Origin of the sequence: Marinobacter sp. CHS3-4 (genome assembly GCF_030053415.1) — a bacterium.
In the GTDB taxonomy this organism is placed as follows: Bacteria; Pseudomonadota; Gammaproteobacteria; order Pseudomonadales; family Oleiphilaceae; genus Marinobacter.
In genome coordinates, this window is the sequence record NZ_JASGBJ010000003.1 from 156421 (window position 1) to 177150 (window position 20730).

Below are 20730 nucleotides of genomic sequence, written 5' to 3' on the forward strand. Positions count from 1 at the left end.
TAAACTGGTTTATACTTAATCTTAGGTTAATCATGGGTGGTAAATATGCAGGTGCTTCCTCCCCTTAGGGCTCTCCAGGCTTTCCGTTACGCGGCCAGAGATCTCAGCTTCAAGGCTGCGGCTGAGGCGCTGAATATTTCCAATGCGGCGGTCAGTTCACATATTCGGGGCCTTGAAGAGTTCCTCGGAATAAAGCTGTTTGTGAGGCTGACTCGAGAGGTAAAACTGACCCCGGAAGGAAGCCGTTTGTCGGGTTTCATCGAAACGGGATTTCAGGAGATTGAAAGGGGTATTGCCTCATTTGCACCGAACTCGGATCCGACCAATTTGAAAGTGTCGACGTTGCCCTCATTTGCGAACCGTTGGTTGATGCCCAGAATCAGCCGGTTCCAGGAAAGATACCCTCAGTTAAAACTCAGCATCATGCCCGGCTTTAGCCTGGTGGACTTTCAGGGTGACGGCGTTGATCTGGCCATCCGTTTTGGCAAAGGAAACTATCCAGGACTGGAGTCCCGTTTCTTTATGGAGGAATCCCTCGTCGTGGTTTGCCACGAATCTCTTGCGGGCAACCACAAGGTCAAACCATCGGACCTTGCCAACATGCCCTGGCTGATTGATGACTCGATTGATATGCAAGGCTCATGGCTGGAGTTTCAAAAGGCCCTTGGAATATCGATTCCCGATAAGGCAATAAAGCTCTCCGTCAATGAGGCGTCTGCTCAGGTGGAGGCGGTCCTTGCAGGGCGCGGCATTTCTCTGATTCGTCACACTCTGGTTGCCGATATGCTGGAAGACGGGCTCTTGATCCAGCCGATCGATTTCTCGATGCCTGCGGAATATCACTATTATCTGGTCGCCCCAGAAGCCAAGTTCAGAACCGAAAAAGTCAGGGCCTTCGTGTCCTGGATTTCCTCCGAGATTTACTGAATTCGTTTTTGCCAAGGCCGCAAGCCACCGCGAGCTCAGTCAAAAGTAAGGTGGCGCGGTAAGTCATCCGTGATCTCGTGCCAGGGCGCCTTGCTTCCAACGAATACGTGGCGCTCGGCTTTGACGCCGGGGTCGGTGTCCAGCGTTCCCAGAGGAAAACCGTATATTCCAGGTTTTGAGTCGAATCGGGTGTAGAGGCTGGAGCCGCAGTTGGAACAGAACCCCTTATGCTCGCCCGGCGACGATTCGTAAAACTTGATGAGCCTGTCGCCTTTCATGATTTTCCAATCAGCCGCATTGATCGTTGCCCGGGTTCTGAAAGCCGCGGCATGCAGTTTTCGGCACATTGAACAATGGCAGTTCAATACATCCCTCAGTTCACCCTGGATTTCGTATTGCACGCCACCACACAGACAGCTGCCTTTGTGTTTCATCATTTCATTCCCTTTCCGAGGTTGTTTTGGTGCAAACGGTCAACCGTTTCTTTGAGTGTGTGTTTACTTCTCCAGGGGCGGGTTTCGCACTCCTCCAGAAAAGCATGCGCCTGAAGAGCAGGATGAAGGCATCGCGGCGAGCGGCCTGGTTGCGCCGTTCGAGTCTTTTTAACTCAGGTAGTGATGTGTAATACATGGCGTGATCCTTTTCGATTCGTGATGATGGAGGCGTTTCATCGTGCGCTGATTCTAAGGGCGCCATCGCATGGGGTGGTTATCCCTGAGCACTCCGTCATGGTCCCAGTCATCCCAACCCGTGAAGGGAATTGCAGGCTCGACTTTGAGGTTGGTAACGCGATCAGACCAGCTCTCCCTCAAGTCTCGAAGGTGTTGTTCAAGCTGATGTTCCGCCTGGTACTGGATGCCGCCGCCCTGAACCCCATAGCTGACCTGGGGTGGTAGCACGTCAAAACCCACGTAATAAAGCGACGAATGAATGGGCCATAGCCATTCCACCATGTTTCCCGCTCGCCCGAACGGCATGAACGCTTTTTCGGGTGAGCCGGTGGTTACGGAACAGATGGCTTTTTTCCCCGCGAAGTGTCCGTTGTTGTAGCGCTTGCTTCCCGAGTAAAGCCCACCGAAAACGAGCACACGATCGAACCAGCCTTTGAGGATGGCCGGCTGCGAGTGCCACCAGAGCGGAAACTGCAGTATCAACAGATCCGCCCAGTCGAGCAGTGCGATTTCCCGTTGAACATCGTCCGGCAGTTGGCCCTGTTCGAAATGAGACTTTTGTTCATCGAGAGGGTAAAAAATGTCCGTTGTTTCACGACGGGGATATTGATGCGCCCCTTCGACAGGGTCGAATCCCTTTCGATACAGATCGTTCAATTCAACGGAGTGTCCCGCTGCCTCGAGCCGTTCCTTCGCGATATCGGCGAGGCCTCCGTTGAAGGATTGTCGTTCTGGATGCGCGAGCGTGATAAGCACGTTCATGTTCCGGTTGGCTCCATCAGGAAAATATAAGAACACTTTATGATGTTCCTTTGGGCACATTAAATAACCAATTTAGTAAATCTACATTGCATATATGAACATGGCCTGTGCAGCTGCTAATAGCCGACGGTGAAAGCTTTGCCCGTGTGAGTCGGACTCTCGGCCTCGTCCAGAATGGCCACGGCAAAATCTTCCATTGAAATTCGAGCATGGCCATTGTGGTCGATTATCAGAGTGTCCAGACCAAGTCGGTAGTTGCCCGTTCTTTCACCGGGTTCCAGCAAGGCGGGAGGTGACAGGTAGGTCCATAATGCCTGATCACGTTGTAAACAGGCCTCGTACTGGCGCTGGCATGCCCTTGCAATGGGTACTGCCGCTTCAGGCAGCAAATCCGGGCTTTGCAGGACCGTTAGCCCACCTTGACCAGGCACTATCAGGCGAGCCGCGCCACCCACCACGATGGATCGGATCCCCAGATTTTCACCGGCTTCGATGACGCGGGTCGTTAACGAAACCAGTTGCTCTTCGCCCCCGTCACCGGGCCGCAATGCGCTGATGAGGAGATCCTGGCCGTCGGTCGTTTTGGCCAGTTGTTGGTCATCTGATACGTCGGCCGGGTGTCCAATGACTGCTTCGGGCAGTGTGGCCAGCTGTGTTTTACTTCGCGATACTGCGGTCACCAGGTGACCACGCTTTACCGCCTCGGCAACGATTCGCCTTCCCACGTCGCCGGTAGCGCCATAGACCGTGATTTTCATGCTGTAGATTCTCCGTGTGATGTTGTCTGGTTCTTGGAACGGGGTTTGCCCGCTATGAGCAGGATGATCCCCAGTGAGATGAACAGGGCACCAGCAGCCAGCCCATTCGGTATTGGCTCACCCTGAAGAAAAACTGCGACGGGAACGCCCACCACGGCGCCAACGGACCCCAACAAGCTGAGAAGAACAGGCCCGCCGGTTGTTTGAAGCAGGAACAAAAAAAGAAACATTGCCGCAAAAACGATCGATTGCACGGCAATCAGAGCGACTTCCAGCAGGGATGTCGGAATGCCGAGTGGTAAGCCGGGTAGAAAACCGGCCATTGCGAGCATGACTGCTGCCGCAATGAGCATTCCCGGCGCCAGTTCGTTCACGGTAAGGCCGCGTGGCCAGCGCAGAGTGCGGTACAGATTGCCGATTGCGAGCAAGATAACCCCAGCAAACACGGGCATTGCCCAAAGACTATTGATATCGGCCTCAGCGAACTTTCCTAACGCCAGTATGGTGGCACCTACCAGCGCGGAGAGAACACCAAGAGCGCGGTCTCGCCGAAACGATTCGATTCGAAAGGCCACGGCACCCGCATAGGTGAGTATGGGGGGTAGGGAGATAAGCAACGCAACAAAACCGGCTCCCACATGGGGGATCGCTGAAAAGAAGAGAAGATTGGAGCCGGCTACTCCTGTGAATGCTGATACCGCGTAGTATTCCAGAGTGCGAGACGATATTGGGGGCAACTGCTTCCTTTTGAAGGCTCGCAGAAACAGCAGCAATGCTGCGCCGAGAATTGACCAGAACAGAAAAGAAAGGGGCGCCAATCCTGATTCCTGAGCCAGCTTCGCCAGGTTAGTGGAAGTGCCCAGCATGGCTCCGCCGGCCAGTAAGTAAAGAAGCGGTGCTACCCATTTTCGGGTTGGTTGCGCCGAAGTGATCATCTCGTTTCCTATCTGTCATGTATCTTGACATCAAGATAAGTTCGGAAAATCTTGACGTCAAGATATATAGGTGTAAGTCTGTATCTATGGATCGAATTGACGACATTTTGAATCAGTGGCGCCAGGAGCGCCCAAACCTTGACGTTAGCGCCATGGGCACGATTGGGCGGATCAAAGTGCTCAATCAGTTATTGGTGCAGAGGATGGAGAGGACCTGGGCAGAATTTGGCCTGAATGGAGCGAGCTTCGACGTATTGGCGACTTTGAGGCGATCAGGGGCGCCTTATGCCTTGTCGCCGGGAGAGCTAATGTCATCGACGATGGTGACTTCGGGAACGATGACGCACCGTGTTGATCTTCTGGTAAAAGCCGGACTGGTTGAGCGTATTCGCAACCCTCAGGACGGTCGAGGTTTTCTGATTTCACTCTCCAGGAAAGGGCTGGATGTGATCGAAGAGGCAGTTGATGCTCATGTGCAAACCCAGACACAGCTGACTTCGGCGCTTGATGATGCCGAGTGTGACCAGCTGGATGAGTTGCTGAGGAAATTATTGGCTGGCCTGGAGTCTCGTTAATTCGAGTTGAGCTTGAGCCTCAGGGCATCGCCCATCACTCGCGTAAACTCGCGGATGCGTTTGACCCGTTTCAGATCTGGATGAGTCAGTATCCAGAGCGGGATTGCCAGGTCTTCAACCGGGTGCGTCAGGCGCACCAGTTCGTTATCGGACTCGCCCAGATAGCAGGGCAGAATCGCGATGCCCGAACCCGCCTTCACCGCGGCCCACATGCCAAGCATGCTGTCGATTCGATACGCGCAGGCGTTGCTCAAACCCTGCTGACTCATCCAACCTTCAAGCTTGCCATTGCCCATGTGAATGTCGGGGCCAACCCAGTCCTCGCCGCGCAGTTCGCTGATTGCAAGGGCAGATTCACTCCATCGATTGCGGCTTCCATAAACGGCCTGCTGAATGACGCCAGCTTTTCTGCCGATCAGCGTTTCAGGGGGGGTTGAGGTGGGGCGCATGGCAATGTCAGCTTCCCGCTTGCTGAGGCTGTGAAGTTGATTCGAAATCACGATTTCCAGCGAAATATCCGGGTAGTCTTTTCGAAACTGCTGAAACAGTGGTGCGAGAACCCCCTTGAACAGGGTGTCTGTGGTTGTCACCCGGACAGACCCTGAAAGCTTGAGATCCTGCCCGGCAAGCCGACGCTCAACGTCTGTAATGTCCTGCTCCATCCTCTGCGCAACGGCAAACAGGTCTTCGCCGGCTGGGCTCGGCGAATAACCGCTGCGTGAGCGCTCAAACAATTCGACGCCCAGGCGCTCTTCCATGCTGTTGAGCCGCCGAAAAACGGTGGCATGACTGATCCCCAGTTTTTTGCCGGCACCCGAAAGCGTGCCCGTTTCTGCAACGGCCGCGACGATTTGCAGGTCATCCCAGCGGATTTGATGTTCATTCATGAAATAATGGACTTCATTATTGGTGAATTTCTGAGCGCGTAAGAACAGATTAGAGTATTTCGAGGTGATTGGTAAAACGGTGGAACCTGGCCCTGAAACTGCCTCTTTTGCGACTTGACTCTCTGCTCTGATCGTTGGGATCCTAACGGCCTTTGATTGAAATGGATTTCGCTAATGAAAATGGTTCGAGTAGTTCTGTTGTTATGTTTGTTACCACTCCCTGTTTTCGGTGGCGTCTACAAGTGGGTAGATGCTGACGGTCGCACTCATTTTGGCGACCGGCCGCCTGAGCAGGTTTCCGCTCAGCCGGTTACTGTTGAACCTCCCCCCATTTCGGAAGACACTGCAGTTAAAGATCGCCAGCAGCGAATGACGAACTTTGTCGAGCAAAGCCAGCAAGAGCGCGTTAGGCGTCAGGCCGCCGCAGCTAAGGCGGCGAAGCATGCGAAGGAACGGGCCAGGAAGTGCCGCAGACTGCAAGCTCGAGTCAAGTTCAACGAAAGCATTTCGTCGTTCTACAGAGTGAATGATCAGGGCGAGCGGGAATACTACTCGGACGCGGAAGCGCAGAGAATTCGGGAACGTTACGAATCCACGGCTGCGCAAGTCTGCGGCGACTGAGCCGGCGCGTTTACAGGGCGTTATTCAAAGTAGAGGAATTCAGTTATGAGTAAAGAGTACAAAGGAAGGTGTCACTGCGGTTCAGTGCAATTTAATGTAGTCGCAGATTTGAATAATTGTTTTAAGTGCAATTGTTCGTTTTGCGTAAGGCGAGCTTCGACACTGGTAAAAGTAGAGGACTCAAAGTTTACGCTTGAAAGTGACGAAAATAATTTAGGTAAGTATGGTTCAAGAGATTTCTCTGACCATTTTTTTTGTAAAAATTGTGGTATCCAATGTTATACCCGTTTTAAAAATGAAAAAGGCACAAGCGTCATTTTAAATGTAGGGTGTTTAGAGGGTGTGGATAGCTATTCTTTAAATCCCGTTACATTTGATGGTGCGAAAAAGTTATAGAAATGAATAACAAATTGCTCAAGCCGGATTTCGACGAAATGTCACCTTATTCGCAAAAACGACAATAAGCTGGCAATTCACCATAACCGTCTGGCAAGGCACTGGGCCTTAAAGTAGAGGCAATTTCATGATCAACCGGCGCGGGTTCATAAAGTCGCTCAGCGTTGTTGCAGCAACCACTCTGTTTGGTGATGCAAAAGAGTCGTTTGCAATGTTGAATAATAAAAGTATGTGGTTCATGCCGGATGAGAGCGATCCTCATCTGCGCACATGGATGGCGTTTGGAGCCAGTCAAAAAATCTGGGGAAAGAGACTCTTGTCAGAGGCTCAGCGTAACTTGGCGACCATTGCACTGAGCATTGCGAAGTATGAACCAGTGTCAATGCTCGTTCGCCAGGCTGACCTGCCATTAGCTCAGCGACTTATGGGCGACAGAGTCGAGCTCATTAGTTGTCGGCTTGATGATTTGTGGATGCGGGATACTGGCCCTGTGTTTGTTGTGACGGAAAATGGCGACAAGGCAGCGATTGACTTCAACTTCAACGGATGGGGGCAGAAGCAGAACTTTGACTATGATGCTGACGTTGCTTCATTCGTCGCTCGCCGAGCGGGTGTCCGCCGCATCGGGACCGACCTGGTGCTTGAGGGCGGAGGGATTGAAGTTGATGGTCACGGCACTGCGATCATTACCGAAAGCTGTATGCTCAATGAAAATCGAAATCCTGGCCTCAGCAAAAGCGAATTCGAGCAGGAGTTGAAGCAGCTGCTTGGTTTGGAAAAGATCATCTGGTTGCCCGGTATTAAGGGTAAAGATATCACCGATGGCCACACTGACTTTTATGCTCGTTTTGCGCGTCCCGGAGTGGTTGTCGCTGCCTATGATCCCGACCCAAGGTCTTTCGATCACGCAGTAACAAAGCGGCACCTGGACATTCTGAGGACGGCTAGTGATGCCAAAGGCCAAAAGCTGGAGGTGATCGTTCTTGAAGCTCCCTCAATAGTTCGGTCGAAATTTGATAACTATGACTTTGCCGCTGGCTATATCAATTTCTACGTCTGTAATGGCGCCGTGATAGCCCCAGAGTTTGGTGATCCCAACGCTGACGCAGCGGCCAAGCGCAAATTGCAAAACCTGTTTCCCGGACGTGACGTCATACAGATTAACATTGATGGAATAGCGGCTGGAGGAGGAGGTATCCACTGCACAACGCAGCAGGAGCCCAGGGTCTGACAAGTCATGGAAGTCTGACGCGAGACACGCGCTGCAATGTTTCCGCGTTTAGCCGTGAAGCTGGAGGATGATAGGTTATGGCGAGACCTGGCGATAAAAAAGAAATGATAGAGGCAGCTAACTCCAATTTTGAGAAACTTTGGAGCTTGATTGAATCAATGCCGGAAGAGTCATTAAATACGGAATTTGACTTTAGTGATGACAAAAAGAAAAAAGAAGCCCACTGGCAACGTGATAAAAATCTGCGAGATGTATTGATACATCTATACGAGTGGCATCAACTTCTTTTGAAATGGGTGAAATCGAACCTGTCCGGTGACCCGGCGGATTTTTTACCTGCCCCTTATACTTGGAAAACCTATGGTGATATGAACATTGAGTTCTGGAAAAAGCACCAGAATACAAGTCTTGAGAGTTCTGAAAGACTGGTCAAATCAAGCCATAAAGAAGTCATTGAGATGGTGCAGACCTTCTCTGATGAAGAGCTTTTTACGAAAAAGTATTTCGACTGGACAGGCACAACATCGCTAGGCAGTTATTGTGTATCTGCTTTATCCAGTCATTATGATTGGGCTATTAAAAAGCTCAAGGCGCATGCTAAAAAGTTTTCCTAGTGGCACGTTGGTTAGTTCAACGTAAATAAATACTTGTCGTGGGGCGAGGCCGGGATCATGTCGTTGCCGTTTAATATGAATTCACGCTAACAGGCTGTTAGCGGGCAAAGGAGAATCTCGTGCTAACCGAAGATCCGCAGAAGGTATGGGAAGACTTCTTTGGTCGCAAAAAATCGCAGTGTCTTCAGGAGGCCGCAGACCTGTGGCGCCAGATGAAGGCAGCCGGAGTAGTAGCCGATACAGTTTTGGCGCTGGACTTTGTTCATTTCGGGCAGTGCCAGCACGACGTCGAAGCGCTTGCCAATCAGCTTTCGGAGAACTATGAAATGGAAGTTGTAGAGTCTGAGAGGGACGGGTATTGGCTTGTTAGGGGCACCACTCGTCCTTATGGCATCGAGATGACAGAAGAGCAACACCGTGGCTGGGTCGAGTTTATGGCCGACGTTGCCGAATCCTATGCATGCGTTTTCTCGACTTGGACCATCGAAGCACCTGCGCTGGGAACAAATTTTCACAGTGAAGGGATCGAAAGTGCCAGTTAACAAGCCCATGTTGCCGGGCTGGTTTTCTGCTGCGCTTCAAACCGGCCAAAAATGTGAGCGTTAGGCGACAAGAGACCAAGTCATGGCCGAAAGAGTCGGAGCAAGAAGTCGTGATGCAATCTGCCCAGAGCTTCTCGAACGGTTGAATTCGGGCGAGGAGGAGTCGGCAACGCTCTCGGAATCACTCGCAATTGATTTCAGCGTCTTGCTTGGGCATGTTGCGCCAGGTATTCCCGCTCGGGATCAGCGCCGAATGACAGAAGCGAGGGGTTTGGGTATAACCAAGCGCATGGACCTCGTTGCAACGATTCTTGCTGACAGCTTTGGTGTTGGCGTTGCAGAGTCCCTGATGAATCATTCCTCGGATACCGTCCGTGGCTGGGCGGCGTTCGTGATTGGTAAAGACCAAAACTCTTCATTGAGTCGAAAGCTACAGGCTATCCAGCCACTCGCGAATGACGCCCACTTCGGGGTAAGAGAGTGGGCTTGGCTGGCACTCCGGCCCACCATATCGGCACAGTTAACTCAATCTCTGGAGGCTCTCGAGTCGTGGGTTAGTAGTCCTTCGGAAAACATTCGCCGATTTGCCATCGAGGCCACGAGGCCAAGAGGTGTATGGTCTAAGCACATAGCCGAGCTGAAGGAGTCACCCTGTCTGGCGCAGGTCTTGTTGGATGGTGTTATGAACGATTCATCAAGGTATGTTCAAGACTCGTGCGGTAACTGGTTAAATGATGCAGCCAAGTCAAATCCTCAATGGGTTGTGAGCTATTGCAAAGCCTGGAAGGACAAAAGCCCATCTGCAGCAACAAGTTACATCACGCGGAAAGGGTTGCGAAATATCGCCTAACAACACGTTGCAGGCATCGCCTCAAACGCCAGTAGCCAGGAAAGCTAATGCTCTGTTTACCGGTACTAAAATGTTTTTAGATTATAACCCGATTCAAGGCAGCGTCGCTGACGACCGCGCCTATAAAACGCGGCAGCCATTGTCGCCGTTAAATCGTTGGGTGCAATCGTATTGGCAGCTCACAGTCCCCAAAGGCCAGTTTCAATACCACAGTGTGCCGGATAACTGCGTTGATTGGATCATTAATCGAGATTGCTTCGACGATAATTTTCTTATTCCGCCCTTTCTTTCTTCTATTCTATTTCATATCGATGGCCCGGCTTCATTTTTTGGTATTCGTTTTCGAGTTCTAGGACATAAAGGTTTGATCTCAGTGCCTTTAGGGGAATGGGGTGAGGCTAGTAGTGTAAAGGCGGAAGACTTGCTACCGGCGGATATCGTTTACTCTGTATTTGAAGCCATTGATAACACAAAGAGTTTTGATAAGCGCTGCGATAACTTGTCGGCAGTAATTCTTTCAGCCATAACGTTCTCCGATGTTGACCCCCGCCTGGCTCGTTACATTCGATATTGTTACGACAATGTCAGCTCTAATCTTGACCTGTCAGACCGTCGGAACTCTGAATTTGGTGTGTCTGCACGTCAGCTTAGACGGTTGGCCAGACAACACGTTGGCTTGCTTCCCAAAGATTTTTTTAAGGTGCTCAGGTTTCAGAGCGTTTTCAAGGCGATGAATGCACCGCAGCACAGCAGGGCCTACCTGGATCAATACTACGACCAGCCTCATTTTGTGCGCGAATTTAAGCGTTTTACCGGAGTCACGCCTACACAATTCAGGAAAATGTCCGTTTTATACAATCACCACTCTTCTGAGTGAAGAATAATGCTATTCATCGAATCAACAGTAAGAGGTGAATAAGATGATTGAAATAGACGCGATGTTTCCTGTGATGGTAACGGCGAATTTAGAAGCGGTGAAAGCATTCTATGAATCCGTGTTCGGTTTTAATGCCGTATTTTACGACGCTGAATTTTACCTGCATTTGGTGTCACCAAGTTCAGGTGTACAACTTGGCTTCTTGATGCCGGAACATTCAAGCCAGCCAGACTTTCTTCGGCCACTGATGTCGCCCGATGGCTATGTGATATCACTAGAAGTTAAAGATGCAGCTCACGCCTATGCTGAAGCCCAGAAAATGGGTTTGCCGATGGCTATGGAGCTCAAAGAAGAAGTATGGGGACAGGTACACTTTATGCTGCAAGACCCGGCAGGCTTTCGAATTGACGTGGTCCAACATTTAGAAGTTTCAGGTAACTAGTCAGAGCAAATTCTGCCAGGTCAAAGCACGCGGACTTCGGTCAGAATTTGCATGCCCAACCGTTCACTGTGTTGCTGAGGAACGCTAACAACAGTGTGGAAGGCAATTCCGTATCAAAGTAATATCGAAGAACGGACGGTCTGACTGTCTAGGGAATCCAAACCACGGCATGGAATGCTTATGTTTTTCAAATCTACTCCAATCCTTTTATTGCTTTCCCTGTTCCTCTTCTCGCATTCGGCTGTGCCAGCCACAAAAGCTCAGAAGATCGAGAAGCTTCTCGATACCTCGGGACTGGAGGAGCAGATACGAGAATTTCCTGGAATGCTAAAAGCTGGTCTCCAAGAGCAATGGCCTGAAGTCTCAGCTGAAGAACAAAAGATCTTCATCGAGAGTGCTGAACAAACCATCTCCTCTGGTCCTCTTCTATCAAGCATGAGGCATGAAATGGATGTTTCTCTCAACGACAGTCAACTGGAGCAGCTTATCGAATGGATGGACTCAGAGCTCGGGAAAAAAGTCACCAAAGCTCGAAACCAAGTGGCCACTGACGGTGGCTCCGATGGTTCGACTGATTTGCTCCCTGGTTGGCTGCAAGACTCGAAGAGACTGAGCCAAGCTGCTGAATTGGATCGGCTGACGGGTCAGTCTGAGACAGGGGCGGAGATAGCTCTTTTGACGGTCAGGGTCATGTTCAAAACAATGGTTGAGTACTACGGTCTGGCCTATTCGGAATATGAAAGTTTTCTAAGAAACGATTACCAGTCGATCAAAAGAGAGATTGTTGAGGAAGCAAAGCCTGCCACCTTGCAAATTCTTGTTTCGGAGTTTGGCAAGCTCACTGAGAAAGAAATAGATCTGTACCTACAGTGGAGTGCAACGCCAGTAGCGCAACAGTTTTTTAAGACACAGAACAGAGCTTTCCTGAATGGCACAGCTGGCATGTTCCAGAACTGGGCGGAGCTGTGGGCGACAGAGCTTTCTCGTTATTACGACGAATGAATGGTTGGCGCTTTGTCAGGTGCGAAAGTCCAACAGAGGGGGTAGAAATATAGGTTCTGATATCGCGGACACACGTTGGACACAATCATAAAAAAAGCCTGCGTTTGCACGCAGGCCTTTGAAATAATGGCCCGCCCGATAGGATTCGAACCTATGACTTTGCCTCCGGAAGGCACGGACGGGGCTAGAAATCAATCGGCTTTTCTCTTCCACCGCAATAGGTCCAGCCATCGCTCAGACGGTTTCTCTTTCTAATGCTGCAGTATCAGCGTGTTTTTGCGGTGTTGGCGTCTCAACAGGAGCTAGTGCATTGGGTGCTGTGACGCCGAAGAGATGGAATAAAGGTGCCGCAGTATTAGACGCAGGTGCCACGATTTTTGATGTTTTTCTAGATAAAGGAATTTGGTTACTGGCATGTCGAATCGGCCTAGCGAGAAAAGCAGTTTTTTGATGGCTCTTTTGATCGGAGCGCTATGTTTGACTGTTATTGGAAGTTTGGTGCTCTGGTTCTTGTCTGAATGCGGCGTCATCAGACAGGAAAGTGCTGTGACTGTTGGGGCATGTTCATTTTTCGTTGTGTTTTCAATTGATATGTTTCGGGCATTAGTTACCGGAGAGATCTTTTTTTGGGGCTATAAGATAGAGGCATTCAAGAATTTCCCGGTTTTTTTGGCCAGATTCGTGTTGTCATGCGTCTTCGCTATAGTTTCTCTCTACGTAGCGATTGTGGGCTTATGAAAAGTTGCGAGCGAAGGTTGTCGATACACCAGCGCTAGGCCTGTTGCTTACCGCAGGGAGAAAAAGTCGGGCGAACCTTGCTCTTTTGACACTTGCCTCTCGCCTACCTCGTTTGCTGATAACCACAGTTCCATAAAAAAGCCCCGCCAAGTGCGGGGCTTTTTTATGGAATATGGCCCGCCCGATAGGATTCGAACCTATGACCTTTGCCTCCGGAGGGCAACGCTCTATCCAGCTGAGCTACGGGCGGTGAAAGCGGCGTATCGCACGCCAATTTCGAGTGCGCAATCTTACGTGTGAAGATGTGGCCTGTCCAGTGTCGGTATGGCGTTGTCTTCAGTCTGAACCGCAGCTTAGCCCGACTCTTCGCCCAAATGTTTACCCAGGAGCGAATGGTAAATCTGGCGATCCGCAACAAACCCCACAATGTGATTCTTGTCCTCCACCAGAACACAGTGGCCCGTGACATAACGAATCTCGACTGCTTCCCTCAGTGTCGTATCGTTGGATACGATTGTCGGCAGTTTTCCAAGCGTCGTAATATCTCTGTCGCTCGACCAGATCTGGGGATGAAAGCTGTCGTCCCGCTGATAGATCACTGAGGCATTGGCGGTTCCAGGGTTTTCGAGCCAGATGTCGTGCGCCTTGCTGATCAGCTTGCGACCCTGATCGTCAGACGCGACAGCATCCAAGGATTGCATCACAGACCTGACGCGCAGCACGCTCAGTGGATTCACGGAGGCGACAAAATTGCGTACATAGTCTGTTGCCGGGTCAAGAACAATCTGCTCAGGGCGGCCCTGCTGCACAATTTCACCGTCTTTCATGATGGCAATCTTGGACCCAAGTTTGAGTGCCTCATCCAGATCATGACTGACAAACACAATCGTCTTGTTGAGCTCGCGCTGCATTTCCAAAAGCTCGTTCTGGAGTTGCTCGCGAATCAGCGGGTCGAGTGCCGAAAACGGCTCGTCCATCAGCAGAATATCCGACTCTGTTGCCAACGCTCGTGCCAGGCCGACCCTCTGGCGCATGCCGCCGGAGAGTTCGTCGGGGCGACGATTAGCCCACTGGGACAAGCCAACCAACTCCAACTGCCTGCGAGTTTTCTTAAGTCGCTCGGCTTTTGACAGGCCCTGCATTTCCAGACCGAAGGCGACGTTCTCTTCCACTGTCAGCCAGGGGAAAAGCGCAAAGTTCTGGAATACCATTGAAATCTTGCGCGTTCGCAGATCTCTCTGTACCGGCTCCGAGGCCGTCGCAAAGTCGATGTACTCATCGCCATCCTTGATGCGCACAGACCCGCTGGTGACTTTGTTGAGTCCGTTCACGCAACGCACCAGGCTGGACTTACCCGAACCTGACAGGCCCATCAGAACGCAGATTTCGCCTTCTTCCACGGTCAGGTTGGCTCGATTCACGCCAACCACAAGCTTTGTTTTCTCCTGAATTTCGGACCGGGTCAGCCCCTGCTCAATCATCGGCAGCGCCCGCTGAGGCTGCTTGCCGAACACAACGTTTACATTGTCAAATTCGATCATCTCAGCCTGCCGTTTTGTCTCTTTGTTTAAAGAAGCGATCCAGCCAGATAGCCAGCAGCACGATGGCCAGGCCAGCCTCAAAACCTTTTGCGATATCCACGGTGTTCAAAGCTCTCACAACCGGAACACCTAAACCATCCGCACCCACCAGTGCTGCAATCACCACCATCGACAGTGACAACATGATGCACTGTGTGATGCCCGCAGCGATGGAGGACATGGCTGCAGGCAACTCGACCTTGAACAGCAGTTGCCGATGGGTACAGCCAAAGGATCTTCCCGCTTCAAGCAACTCCTTGGGGACTTCGGAAATGCCCAGGTATGTCAGTCGAATGGGCGCCGCGATGGCGAAAATCACCGTTGAAATGACGCCCGGCACGACACCCAGCCCAAACAGGGTCAGTGTAGGGATCAAATAGACAAACGGAGGAATCGTTTGCATCAGGTCCAGCACCGGCTGCAGGAACCGGTACATCCAGTTTCGGTGGGCGGTAAAAATACCCAGAGGAACACCGACAGCGATACAGATGACGGTGGCGTATAGCACCAGTGACAAGGTCGCCATGGTGTCTTCCCAATAACCCAGGTTCCAGATCAGCCCAAAGGCAACGATCGTAAAGACGGGCATGCCCCAGCGCCGATGCCAGAGCCACGCTGCCGCGGTGAACGCCAGAATCAGGGCCACTGGATGAATCCAAAGTAGTCCTTCGGTGAGACCATGGATCAGAGTGTCGAGTGTTTCTGAAATTGCATCGAAGACGGCGCCTCCGTGATCAACCAGCAAATCGACGAAATCTTCCATGGCTTCCCCGAAGGGCAGCTTGTGCTCAGTTATCCAGTCCATAAACAGTACCGTTTCTTGGAGCGCCAGGCTGAAGTATAAGTGCAATTTCAGCCTGGGCTGGAAGGAGCGGCTGCCATCAGCAGCCGCAAAGCCAATTCGGGAGAGGCACAAGCCTACTCCCTGGCGATGACCATTACTTTAGGGATTTCTTGACCGCCGGCATTGAGGGTTCACCGTCGATCGTCTTCACGCCGGCCAGCCATTTGCCGAGGACGCTTGGGTTCGCACTCAACCACTGGCGTGCTGCCGCATTGGGGTCCATGCCATCGTTGAGAATCAAACCCATAACCTCGTTCTCCATTTTCAGCGAGAATTCCAGGTTATTAAAGAAAACGCCCAGGTTCGGGCACTCATTGAGGTAGTCCGCGCGAACATTGGTATAAACCGTTGCGCCGCCGTAGTTCGGGCCGAAATAATCGTCGCCGCCGGCGAGATATTCGATGTCAAAGTTGGCGTTCATCGGGTGGGGTGCCCAGCCCAGGAAAACGACCCATTCGTCGCGCTTAATGGCGCGCCCAACCTGTGACAACATGCCGGCTTCGCTGGACGCCACCAGGCGGAAATCACCCAGACCAAAGGCGTCTTTGTCGATCATGTCCTGAATCAGGCGATTGCCATCATTACCCGGCTCGATGCCATAGATTTTTCCATCGAACTTGTCCGCGTACTCGGCAATATCCGAAAAGTTCTTAACACCTGCCTTGTAGGCCTCGGCGGGGACGGCCAGTGTATACTTGGCGCCTTCGAGATTGGCCCGCACACTCTCAACCGAACCATCATCGAGATAAGGCTGGATGTCGCCCTTCATGGTTGGCATCCAGTTGCCAAGAAACACATCAATGTCTTTGTTCTTGAGCGAACGGTAGGTGACCGGAACTGAAAGCACCTTGTTCTCTGGCGCATAGCCCATGCCGCTCAGCACTTCAGACGTAAGCGCTGTCGTTGCGGTGATGTCAGTCCAGCCCACATCTGAAAAGCGGACTACTTTACATTCCTGATTTGGTGCTGCAGCCAACGCGGCTGAGCTCGCCAACGCGCCTATTAAGCCAACAATTAAAGCTCGCATACTCTTTCTCCTCGTTTTATCGATCTTTATGAACGGACTTGGTGTCTTTCTCGGACTCATCAGAATTTCGACTCCGGAAAGACCATGCTTCAAAGCTCTGCCATCTTTGCTCTTTGTATGGTCTGTTCAATATAGGTCTTGCACAGCGCCGCCGCCTTGTCCGAATCCAAACGACCTTCACTGAGCGCCGCCCGGAGCCAGAAACCGTCAATCAACGCAGCGACAGTGTGGGCGGTAGCAGTCACCTGGTCATCCGGCACTATCTGACGCAAGTAATACTTCAGGTTCGAAAACAGGCGGAGCTCGTTGACTCTCTGCAGCCTTGCCAACGCGGGGCTGTACATCGCCTGAGACCAGAATGCGACCCAGGTTTTTGCCGATTTCCCGACCGTCTGCTGACCAGAAAAGTTGACGTCAACAATGGCCATCAGTCGCAAGCATGGATCGTTCGGCATTTTCTTAATGGAGCCAATCAACTCCTGCTGCAGCAGTGAGAGCAGGTGGCGCATCGCCGCCTCCAGCAAACCCTGCTTGCCTCCGAAGTAGTGACTGACAATGCCAACCGATAATCCCGAGACCTGGCTGATCTTGCCGACCGTGGCCGCGTGGAAGCCGTGTTGCTCAATAACTTCCAGGGCGGCGTTGATCAATTCCTGACGCCGTATTGATCCAATTGAGATCCGTCGCATTCGTCCTGACTGTCCTGTCATGAGTCTGTCATGAGGCTTGAATATATATTCAGCCTATTGAACATCTGTTCAATTTTCAAGTCGGGCTTCTCATGGGCTCGCCCATTCGCTGCTTCTCTTCCCACTCGTCAGCCCGGAAAACAGGAATTTGCTCACGCTCCAGCAGGCCCCGTCCCAGTATATGATCGGCCGCTTTTTCGCCGATCATGATCGTGGGCGCATTGAGGTTGCCATTCGTCACCGTGGGCATGATGGAAGAATCGGCCACCCGCAGATTTTCGATTCCGTGAACCCGACACTCGGGATCAACCACGGCCATGGCGTCTTCACCGATTCGGCAAGTGCCTGCCGGGTGATAGGCAGTTTCTGAGGTGCGAGCGACCCATTCATCGATTTCATCGTCTGTCTGGACATCTTTGCCTGGTGACAACTCTTCACCGCGATAGGGGTCGAACGCCGGCTGCGCGAAAATTTCGCGGGTCAGCCGCAGTGAGCGACGCCAGGCGAGTCGATCCTCTTCAGCACTGAGGTAATTGAAAAATAACTCTGGCGCCGCCGCAGGATCTGCCGATGCCAGTGTTACCTCGCCGCGACTGACCGGTTTGTTGTGCCCCAGATGCACCTGAAACCCATGCCCGTCGGCGGCACTGGAGCCGTCGTAAGCAATCGCACCGGCAAGAAAGTGGTATTGGATGTCGGGATATTGCAGCCCCGCACGGCTGCGAATGTAGCCGTTGGACTCAAAGTGATTGGAGGCTCCCAGACCTGTCTTTGTCAGTAGCCAGCGCGCCCCGATGAATGCCTTGCCAAGGGGGCCGAGCCATCCATTCAAGGTGATGTTCTGTGTGCACTCCTGCTGAACCCAGACTTCGAGATGGTCCTGCAAATTCTTGCCAACACCAGGGAGGTCATGAATCACTTCAATCCCGTGTTTCTTCAGTTCATCTGCCGGTCCAATGCCCGATAGCATCAGCAGCTTGGGCGAGTTAAAAGCGCTGGCTGAGAGGATGACTTCTTTTCGCGCCCGAACTCGAAGTGTTTTTCCATTCTGGCGATATTCCACCCCTACGGCTTTTTTGCCCTCCATGATGACGCGGGTTGTCAGTGCATGCGTTTCCAGAGAGAGGTTGGAGCGATTGAGGGCCGGCTTCAGATAAGCCATGGCCGTGGAGCAACGGACACCATCTCTTACGGTCATATCCATACGACAGAAGCCTTCCTGACGATAACCATTGTAATCGTCAGTCTCGCCATACCCGGCCTGTTTGCCCGCTTCTATAAACGCTCGGTACAGGGGGTTTTTCATGTTGTTGCCGTTGCAGGTGGTCAAACTACCGCTGGTTCCTCGATAGTCATTGGCACCGTAGACACAGTCCTCTGCGCGGCGAAAATAGGGCAGAACGTCCTGATAGCCCCAGCCTTTAGCGCCCAGAGATTCCCACTCTGCGAAATCCCCCGCATTGCCACGCACATAGGCCATGCCATTGACGGAGGACGAACCTCCGATGACCTTTCCTCGGGCCTGATGAATGCTGCGCCCCTGAAGACCAGGTTCGGATTTGGTGTGATAGCCCCAGTCGTATTTTTCCATGCCCATCGGGATGGAGAACGCCGTAGGCATTTTGATGAATATCGAATTGTCGTTACCGCCGAATTCCAGTACCAGCACCTGATGCTGTCCGTCTGCCGACAGACGGTCTGCAAGCACTGAACCGGCCGAGCCGGCACCGACAATGACATAGTCAAATTCTCGATCGAAATGCTGTTCTGCCATGGGCACACCTCTTCAACGTCACCAAAAAAAGATTCGGAATTTGAACAAGTGTACAACATTTTGAACGGACGTTCAGTCCAGGCTTCTATCCTCTCTCCACTACACACGCCTGCGGCGTCACTTTGTGGCTTTGTTAGCGTGCTCAATCTACAGTTAGGGCGTTGACGGATTGAGGGCTTTTGTCGAGATGCTTCGCGGTTTTCTGGTGTTGATCGGTTTTTTTCTGGCAGGCGAAACGGCGCGGCTTGGTCTGGGGTTGCCAATCAGTGGTGGCGTCCTGGGCATGCTTGGCCTGGTCACCGTTCTGGTGATGCGGGGGCAGGTATCGGACGGGCTGGCGTCTGCCAGTAAAGCCATCATTTCGGTACTGGTGCTACTGATCATGCCCGGGGTCGTGGGCATTTTTTTCCAGGCCGATGCGTTTGACGGGTATTGGCTGGCCATCCTGTCCGCATTGCTGATCGGGACCGTGCTCAGTGTGCTCAGCACGTTGCTCCTTATGCGATGGCTCACCGGTCCTCGCAAGTATCAGGAGACTCAATGACGGGGCTTGCGGGCGTTCTTTCAGCGTTGGGTGATGATCCGATGCTGGCGGTTGGGTTAACACTGGCGGCTTTTTTGGCAGGGCAGGCGTTGGTTAATCTGATGGGCAAGCCGGCCTGGTTACCAGCCGTCTTTGTTTCGGCTGTTGTTCTGGCGCTTGCAATCGTATCTCTGCCGCTCACCTATGCGGCGTACCGGGAAGGCGCCTTGTGGCTGACCGTTCTGCTCGGCCCGGCCACGGTGGCGCTGGGCGTGCCGTTGTTTCAGCAGATGCATCACATTCGGCAAATGCTGATGCCGATTCTTGTGGCTTTACCAGTCGGCGCGATGCTGGCAGTCATTTATGCACTGGTGATCGCCTGGGCGCTGGGTGCAACGCCCCACATTCTGGCGTCACTGGCGCCGAAATCAGTCACCGCGCCGATTGCCATCGGTATCACCGAAGCCCTGGGGGGCTCGGTGCCGCTATTGATGGGGTCGCTGTTGCTGACCGGCGTCGTTGCCACCATTGCAGTGGATCTTCTGGCTGGTCAGCTGAAGGTGTCGGATGAACGCATCCTTGGCTTCACGCTGGGGCTGAACGGTCATGCAGTAGGCACGGTCAGGGCATTTGAGATCAGTGCTACAGCAGGCGCCTTTGCTTCGCTGGGCATGAGCCTGACCGGCGTGTTCACGGCCTTGCTACTGCCGTTTCTGTTTCCGTTCTAGCAGCGTTTCAGGTGTGATGGTTATGCGGTCCGTTTCATTGCCGATGGCGATCTCGCCATCCTGAACGTTCACCTGCAGAGTCATATTCCGGTCTGCCAGTTTGCCCAGCAACGTCGTGGCTTCCTGGGGCAAATCGACAATGGTCAGATTGTTAAAGCGGGTGACCTTACCCTCCATCTTTTCCCACCACAGCGGGACGGCCCGGCCGCCGTAGGTATAACAGATGACCTGATCGGCGCGGCCACAAGCTTTCCGCAGTCGACTCTCGTCCGGCAGGCCCACTTCAATCCAGAGTTCGATGTCGTCGGTCAGGCTTTTCTGCCACAGTTCGGGCTCGTCGTCCGTACTCAGGCCTTTGGTGAAGGCAAGGGAATCGCTGGCATTGAGAGCAAAGGCAAGCAGGCGGACCATCAGGCGCTCATCGGTTTCCGACGGGTGTCGCGCAAGCGTCAGTTGATGGTCGGCGTAGTAGTGCCGGTCCATGTCAGCAATGTTCAGGGTGACTTTGAAAATGGTTGCTTTGAGGGCCATTGGGCGTCCTTGGGAACTTTAGGTCTGCACGGTTCGAGAGCGACAGTTTAGGCCGGTGCACATGGTAATGCGATCACCCTGCGCACTGGCTATGCGTCTACAGCGTGTAAAGAGCAGGCTCTGGTGGATCTCAATCTGGTGCAGGCATGCTCGAATTAAGAGCATTCGTCATCTGAATAGGTGTCTGTCGTTATTTCGATTGCCGA

General features: G+C 52.4%; 24 protein-coding genes and 1 tRNA gene. 13 read left to right on the forward strand and 12 right to left on the reverse strand.

All coding sequences use genetic code 11. From position 1 onward, the window contains the following. Nucleotides 1–45: 45 nt before the first annotated feature. Nucleotides 46–927 (forward strand): LysR substrate-binding domain-containing protein, encoded by an 882-nt coding sequence (locus tag QLQ17_RS14400; protein ID WP_283210307.1) that lies wholly within the window; start codon nt 46–48, stop codon nt 925–927. 35 nt (nt 928–962) lie between these two features. Here QLQ17_RS14400 and QLQ17_RS14405 read toward each other — a convergent pair whose 3' ends face one another. The 4 genes from QLQ17_RS14405 to QLQ17_RS14420 all read right to left on the reverse strand — a co-directional run bounded on the left by QLQ17_RS14405 (nt 963) and on the right by QLQ17_RS14420 (nt 4053). Next, on the reverse strand, nt 963–1364 hold the full coding sequence (locus QLQ17_RS14405) for a GFA family protein (RefSeq protein WP_283210308.1): 402 nt from the start codon (nt 1362–1364) through the stop codon (nt 963–965). A 246-nt stretch (nt 1365–1610) separates the two neighbouring features. Further along, the gene (locus QLQ17_RS14410; protein WP_283210309.1) at nt 1611–2360 is read right to left on the reverse strand and encodes an NAD(P)H-dependent oxidoreductase; all 750 of its coding nucleotides are present in this window, start codon (nt 2358–2360) and stop codon (nt 1611–1613) included. A gap of 116 nt (nt 2361–2476) precedes the next feature. Then, nucleotides 2477–3118, reverse strand: a complete 642-nt coding sequence (locus tag QLQ17_RS14415) for an NAD(P)-dependent oxidoreductase (protein ID WP_283210310.1) — start codon at nt 3116–3118, stop codon at nt 2477–2479. After that, nucleotides 3115–4053, reverse strand: coding sequence for a DMT family transporter (locus QLQ17_RS14420; RefSeq protein WP_283210311.1), 939 nt, complete (start codon nt 4051–4053; stop codon nt 3115–3117). The genes QLQ17_RS14415 and QLQ17_RS14420 overlap by 4 nt, the downstream gene beginning before the upstream one ends. An 86-nt stretch (nt 4054–4139) precedes the next feature. Here QLQ17_RS14420 and QLQ17_RS14425 point away from each other — a divergent pair, with 86 nt between their 5' ends. Continuing rightward, nucleotides 4140–4628, forward strand: coding sequence for a MarR family winged helix-turn-helix transcriptional regulator (locus tag QLQ17_RS14425; RefSeq protein ID WP_283210312.1), 489 nt, complete (start codon nt 4140–4142; stop codon nt 4626–4628). Here QLQ17_RS14425 and QLQ17_RS14430 read toward each other — a convergent pair. Beyond that, a complete protein-coding gene (locus tag QLQ17_RS14430; RefSeq protein ID WP_283210313.1) occupies nt 4625–5515 on the reverse strand; it encodes a LysR family transcriptional regulator in 891 nt (296 codons plus the stop codon). The two genes, QLQ17_RS14425 and QLQ17_RS14430, sit on opposite strands and share 4 nt — an antisense overlap. 174 nt (nt 5516–5689) lie before the next feature. Here QLQ17_RS14430 and QLQ17_RS14435 point away from each other — a divergent pair, with 174 nt between their 5' ends. From QLQ17_RS14435 to QLQ17_RS14475, 9 genes are all read left to right on the forward strand, one after another. Then, nucleotides 5690–6136: a DUF4124 domain-containing protein gene (locus tag QLQ17_RS14435; RefSeq protein WP_283210314.1), complete on the forward strand. Its 447-nt coding sequence runs from the start codon at nt 5690–5692 to the stop codon at nt 6134–6136. Between the two features lie 45 nt (nt 6137–6181). Beyond that, nucleotides 6182–6532, forward strand: coding sequence for a GFA family protein (locus QLQ17_RS14440; protein ID WP_283210315.1), 351 nt, complete (start codon nt 6182–6184; stop codon nt 6530–6532). Nucleotides 6533–6659: 127 nt separating this feature from the next. Then, entirely contained in the window at nt 6660–7763 is a 1104-nt protein-coding gene (locus tag QLQ17_RS14445) for an agmatine deiminase family protein (protein WP_283210316.1), read from the forward strand. A gap of 77 nt (nt 7764–7840) precedes the next feature. After that, complete coding sequence (locus QLQ17_RS14450; protein ID WP_283210317.1) at nt 7841–8377, forward strand: ClbS/DfsB family four-helix bundle protein; 537 nt, start codon at nt 7841–7843, stop codon at nt 8375–8377. 119 nt (nt 8378–8496) lie between these two features. Continuing rightward, on the forward strand, nt 8497–8919 hold the full coding sequence (locus QLQ17_RS14455; protein ID WP_283210318.1) for a hypothetical protein: 423 nt from the start codon (nt 8497–8499) through the stop codon (nt 8917–8919). An 82-nt stretch (nt 8920–9001) separates the two neighbouring features. Then, on the forward strand, nt 9002–9769 hold the full coding sequence (locus QLQ17_RS14460) for a HEAT repeat domain-containing protein (protein WP_283210319.1): 768 nt from the start codon (nt 9002–9004) through the stop codon (nt 9767–9769). A gap of 70 nt (nt 9770–9839) precedes the next feature. Next, nucleotides 9840–10646: a helix-turn-helix domain-containing protein gene (locus QLQ17_RS14465; RefSeq protein WP_283210320.1), complete on the forward strand. Its 807-nt coding sequence runs from the start codon at nt 9840–9842 to the stop codon at nt 10644–10646. A 43-nt stretch (nt 10647–10689) separates the two neighbouring features. Continuing rightward, nucleotides 10690–11088: a VOC family protein gene (locus tag QLQ17_RS14470; protein ID WP_283210321.1), complete on the forward strand. Its 399-nt coding sequence runs from the start codon at nt 10690–10692 to the stop codon at nt 11086–11088. A gap of 180 nt (nt 11089–11268) precedes the next feature. Continuing rightward, nucleotides 11269–12090 (forward strand): hypothetical protein, encoded by an 822-nt coding sequence (locus QLQ17_RS14475; protein WP_283210322.1) that lies wholly within the window; start codon nt 11269–11271, stop codon nt 12088–12090. Nucleotides 12091–13001: 911 nt separating this feature from the next. Here the strand turns inward: QLQ17_RS14475 and QLQ17_RS14480 are convergent. From QLQ17_RS14480 to betA, 6 genes are all read right to left on the reverse strand, one after another. Beyond that, nucleotides 13002–13078 (reverse strand) — tRNA-Arg (locus QLQ17_RS14480). Between the two features lie 103 nt (nt 13079–13181). Next, entirely contained in the window at nt 13182–14369 is a 1188-nt protein-coding gene (gene choV, locus QLQ17_RS14485) for a choline ABC transporter ATP-binding protein (protein ID WP_283210323.1), read from the reverse strand. Nucleotide 14370: 1 nt separating this feature from the next. Next, a complete protein-coding gene (gene choW / locus QLQ17_RS14490) occupies nt 14371–15213 on the reverse strand; it encodes a choline ABC transporter permease subunit (RefSeq protein WP_283210324.1) in 843 nt (280 codons plus the stop codon). Between the two features lie 133 nt (nt 15214–15346). Continuing rightward, a complete protein-coding gene (locus QLQ17_RS14495) occupies nt 15347–16279 on the reverse strand; it encodes a choline ABC transporter substrate-binding protein (RefSeq protein ID WP_283210325.1) in 933 nt (310 codons plus the stop codon). Nucleotides 16280–16368: 89 nt separating this feature from the next. Beyond that, the gene (betI, locus tag QLQ17_RS14500) at nt 16369–16968 is read right to left on the reverse strand and encodes a transcriptional regulator BetI (RefSeq protein WP_283210326.1); all 600 of its coding nucleotides are present in this window, start codon (nt 16966–16968) and stop codon (nt 16369–16371) included. A 76-nt stretch (nt 16969–17044) separates the two neighbouring features. Beyond that, entirely contained in the window at nt 17045–18742 is a 1698-nt protein-coding gene (betA, locus tag QLQ17_RS14505; protein WP_283210327.1) for a choline dehydrogenase, read from the reverse strand. A gap of 187 nt (nt 18743–18929) precedes the next feature. Between betA and QLQ17_RS14510 the strand changes: the two genes are divergently transcribed. Together QLQ17_RS14510 and QLQ17_RS14515 are read left to right on the forward strand one after the other, a co-directional pair. Further along, nucleotides 18930–19286: a CidA/LrgA family protein gene (locus QLQ17_RS14510; protein ID WP_283210328.1), complete on the forward strand. Its 357-nt coding sequence runs from the start codon at nt 18930–18932 to the stop codon at nt 19284–19286. After that, the gene (locus QLQ17_RS14515; RefSeq protein WP_283210329.1) at nt 19283–19993 is read left to right on the forward strand and encodes an LrgB family protein; all 711 of its coding nucleotides are present in this window, start codon (nt 19283–19285) and stop codon (nt 19991–19993) included. The genes QLQ17_RS14510 and QLQ17_RS14515 overlap by 4 nt, the downstream gene beginning before the upstream one ends. Here QLQ17_RS14515 and QLQ17_RS14520 read toward each other — a convergent pair. Then, nucleotides 19967–20524: a YaeQ family protein gene (locus QLQ17_RS14520; protein ID WP_283210330.1), complete on the reverse strand. Its 558-nt coding sequence runs from the start codon at nt 20522–20524 to the stop codon at nt 19967–19969. The genes QLQ17_RS14515 and QLQ17_RS14520 overlap by 27 nt on opposite strands. Nucleotides 20525–20730: the final 206 nt, after the last annotated feature.

What these genes read in the sequence shown, in the direction of transcription:
- QLQ17_RS14400 (WP_283210307.1), top strand. Translation starts at nt 46, where the DNA reads ATGCAGGTGCTTCCTCCCCTTAGGGCTCTCCAGGCTTTCCGTTACGCG.
- QLQ17_RS14405 (WP_283210308.1), bottom strand. Translation starts at nt 1,364, where the DNA reads ATGATGAAACACAAAGGCAGCTGTCTGTGTGGTGGCGTGCAATACGAA.
- QLQ17_RS14410 (WP_283210309.1), bottom strand. Translation starts at nt 2,360, where the DNA reads ATGAACGTGCTTATCACGCTCGCGCATCCAGAACGACAATCCTTCAAC.
- QLQ17_RS14415 (WP_283210310.1), bottom strand. Translation starts at nt 3,118, where the DNA reads ATGAAAATCACGGTCTATGGCGCTACCGGCGACGTGGGAAGGCGAATC.
- QLQ17_RS14420 (WP_283210311.1), bottom strand. Translation starts at nt 4,053, where the DNA reads ATGATCACTTCGGCGCAACCAACCCGAAAATGGGTAGCACCGCTTCTT.
- QLQ17_RS14425 (WP_283210312.1), top strand. Translation starts at nt 4,140, where the DNA reads ATGGATCGAATTGACGACATTTTGAATCAGTGGCGCCAGGAGCGCCCA.
- QLQ17_RS14430 (WP_283210313.1), bottom strand. Translation starts at nt 5,515, where the DNA reads ATGAATGAACATCAAATCCGCTGGGATGACCTGCAAATCGTCGCGGCC.
- QLQ17_RS14435 (WP_283210314.1), top strand. Translation starts at nt 5,690, where the DNA reads ATGAAAATGGTTCGAGTAGTTCTGTTGTTATGTTTGTTACCACTCCCT.
- QLQ17_RS14440 (WP_283210315.1), top strand. Translation starts at nt 6,182, where the DNA reads ATGAGTAAAGAGTACAAAGGAAGGTGTCACTGCGGTTCAGTGCAATTT.
- QLQ17_RS14445 (WP_283210316.1), top strand. Translation starts at nt 6,660, where the DNA reads ATGATCAACCGGCGCGGGTTCATAAAGTCGCTCAGCGTTGTTGCAGCA.
- QLQ17_RS14450 (WP_283210317.1), top strand. Translation starts at nt 7,841, where the DNA reads ATGGCGAGACCTGGCGATAAAAAAGAAATGATAGAGGCAGCTAACTCC.
- QLQ17_RS14460 (WP_283210319.1), top strand. Translation starts at nt 9,002, where the DNA reads ATGGCCGAAAGAGTCGGAGCAAGAAGTCGTGATGCAATCTGCCCAGAG.
- QLQ17_RS14465 (WP_283210320.1), top strand. Translation starts at nt 9,840, where the DNA reads ATGTTTTTAGATTATAACCCGATTCAAGGCAGCGTCGCTGACGACCGC.
- QLQ17_RS14470 (WP_283210321.1), top strand. Translation starts at nt 10,690, where the DNA reads ATGATTGAAATAGACGCGATGTTTCCTGTGATGGTAACGGCGAATTTA.
- QLQ17_RS14475 (WP_283210322.1), top strand. Translation starts at nt 11,269, where the DNA reads ATGTTTTTCAAATCTACTCCAATCCTTTTATTGCTTTCCCTGTTCCTC.
- choV (WP_283210323.1), bottom strand. Translation starts at nt 14,369, where the DNA reads ATGATCGAATTTGACAATGTAAACGTTGTGTTCGGCAAGCAGCCTCAG.
- choW (WP_283210324.1), bottom strand. Translation starts at nt 15,213, where the DNA reads ATGGACTGGATAACTGAGCACAAGCTGCCCTTCGGGGAAGCCATGGAA.
- QLQ17_RS14495 (WP_283210325.1), bottom strand. Translation starts at nt 16,279, where the DNA reads ATGCGAGCTTTAATTGTTGGCTTAATAGGCGCGTTGGCGAGCTCAGCC.
- betI (WP_283210326.1), bottom strand. Translation starts at nt 16,968, where the DNA reads ATGCGACGGATCTCAATTGGATCAATACGGCGTCAGGAATTGATCAAC.
- betA (WP_283210327.1), bottom strand. Translation starts at nt 18,742, where the DNA reads ATGGCAGAACAGCATTTCGATCGAGAATTTGACTATGTCATTGTCGGT.
- QLQ17_RS14510 (WP_283210328.1), top strand. Translation starts at nt 18,930, where the DNA reads ATGCTTCGCGGTTTTCTGGTGTTGATCGGTTTTTTTCTGGCAGGCGAA.
- QLQ17_RS14515 (WP_283210329.1), top strand. Translation starts at nt 19,283, where the DNA reads ATGACGGGGCTTGCGGGCGTTCTTTCAGCGTTGGGTGATGATCCGATG.
- QLQ17_RS14520 (WP_283210330.1), bottom strand. Translation starts at nt 20,524, where the DNA reads ATGGCCCTCAAAGCAACCATTTTCAAAGTCACCCTGAACATTGCTGAC.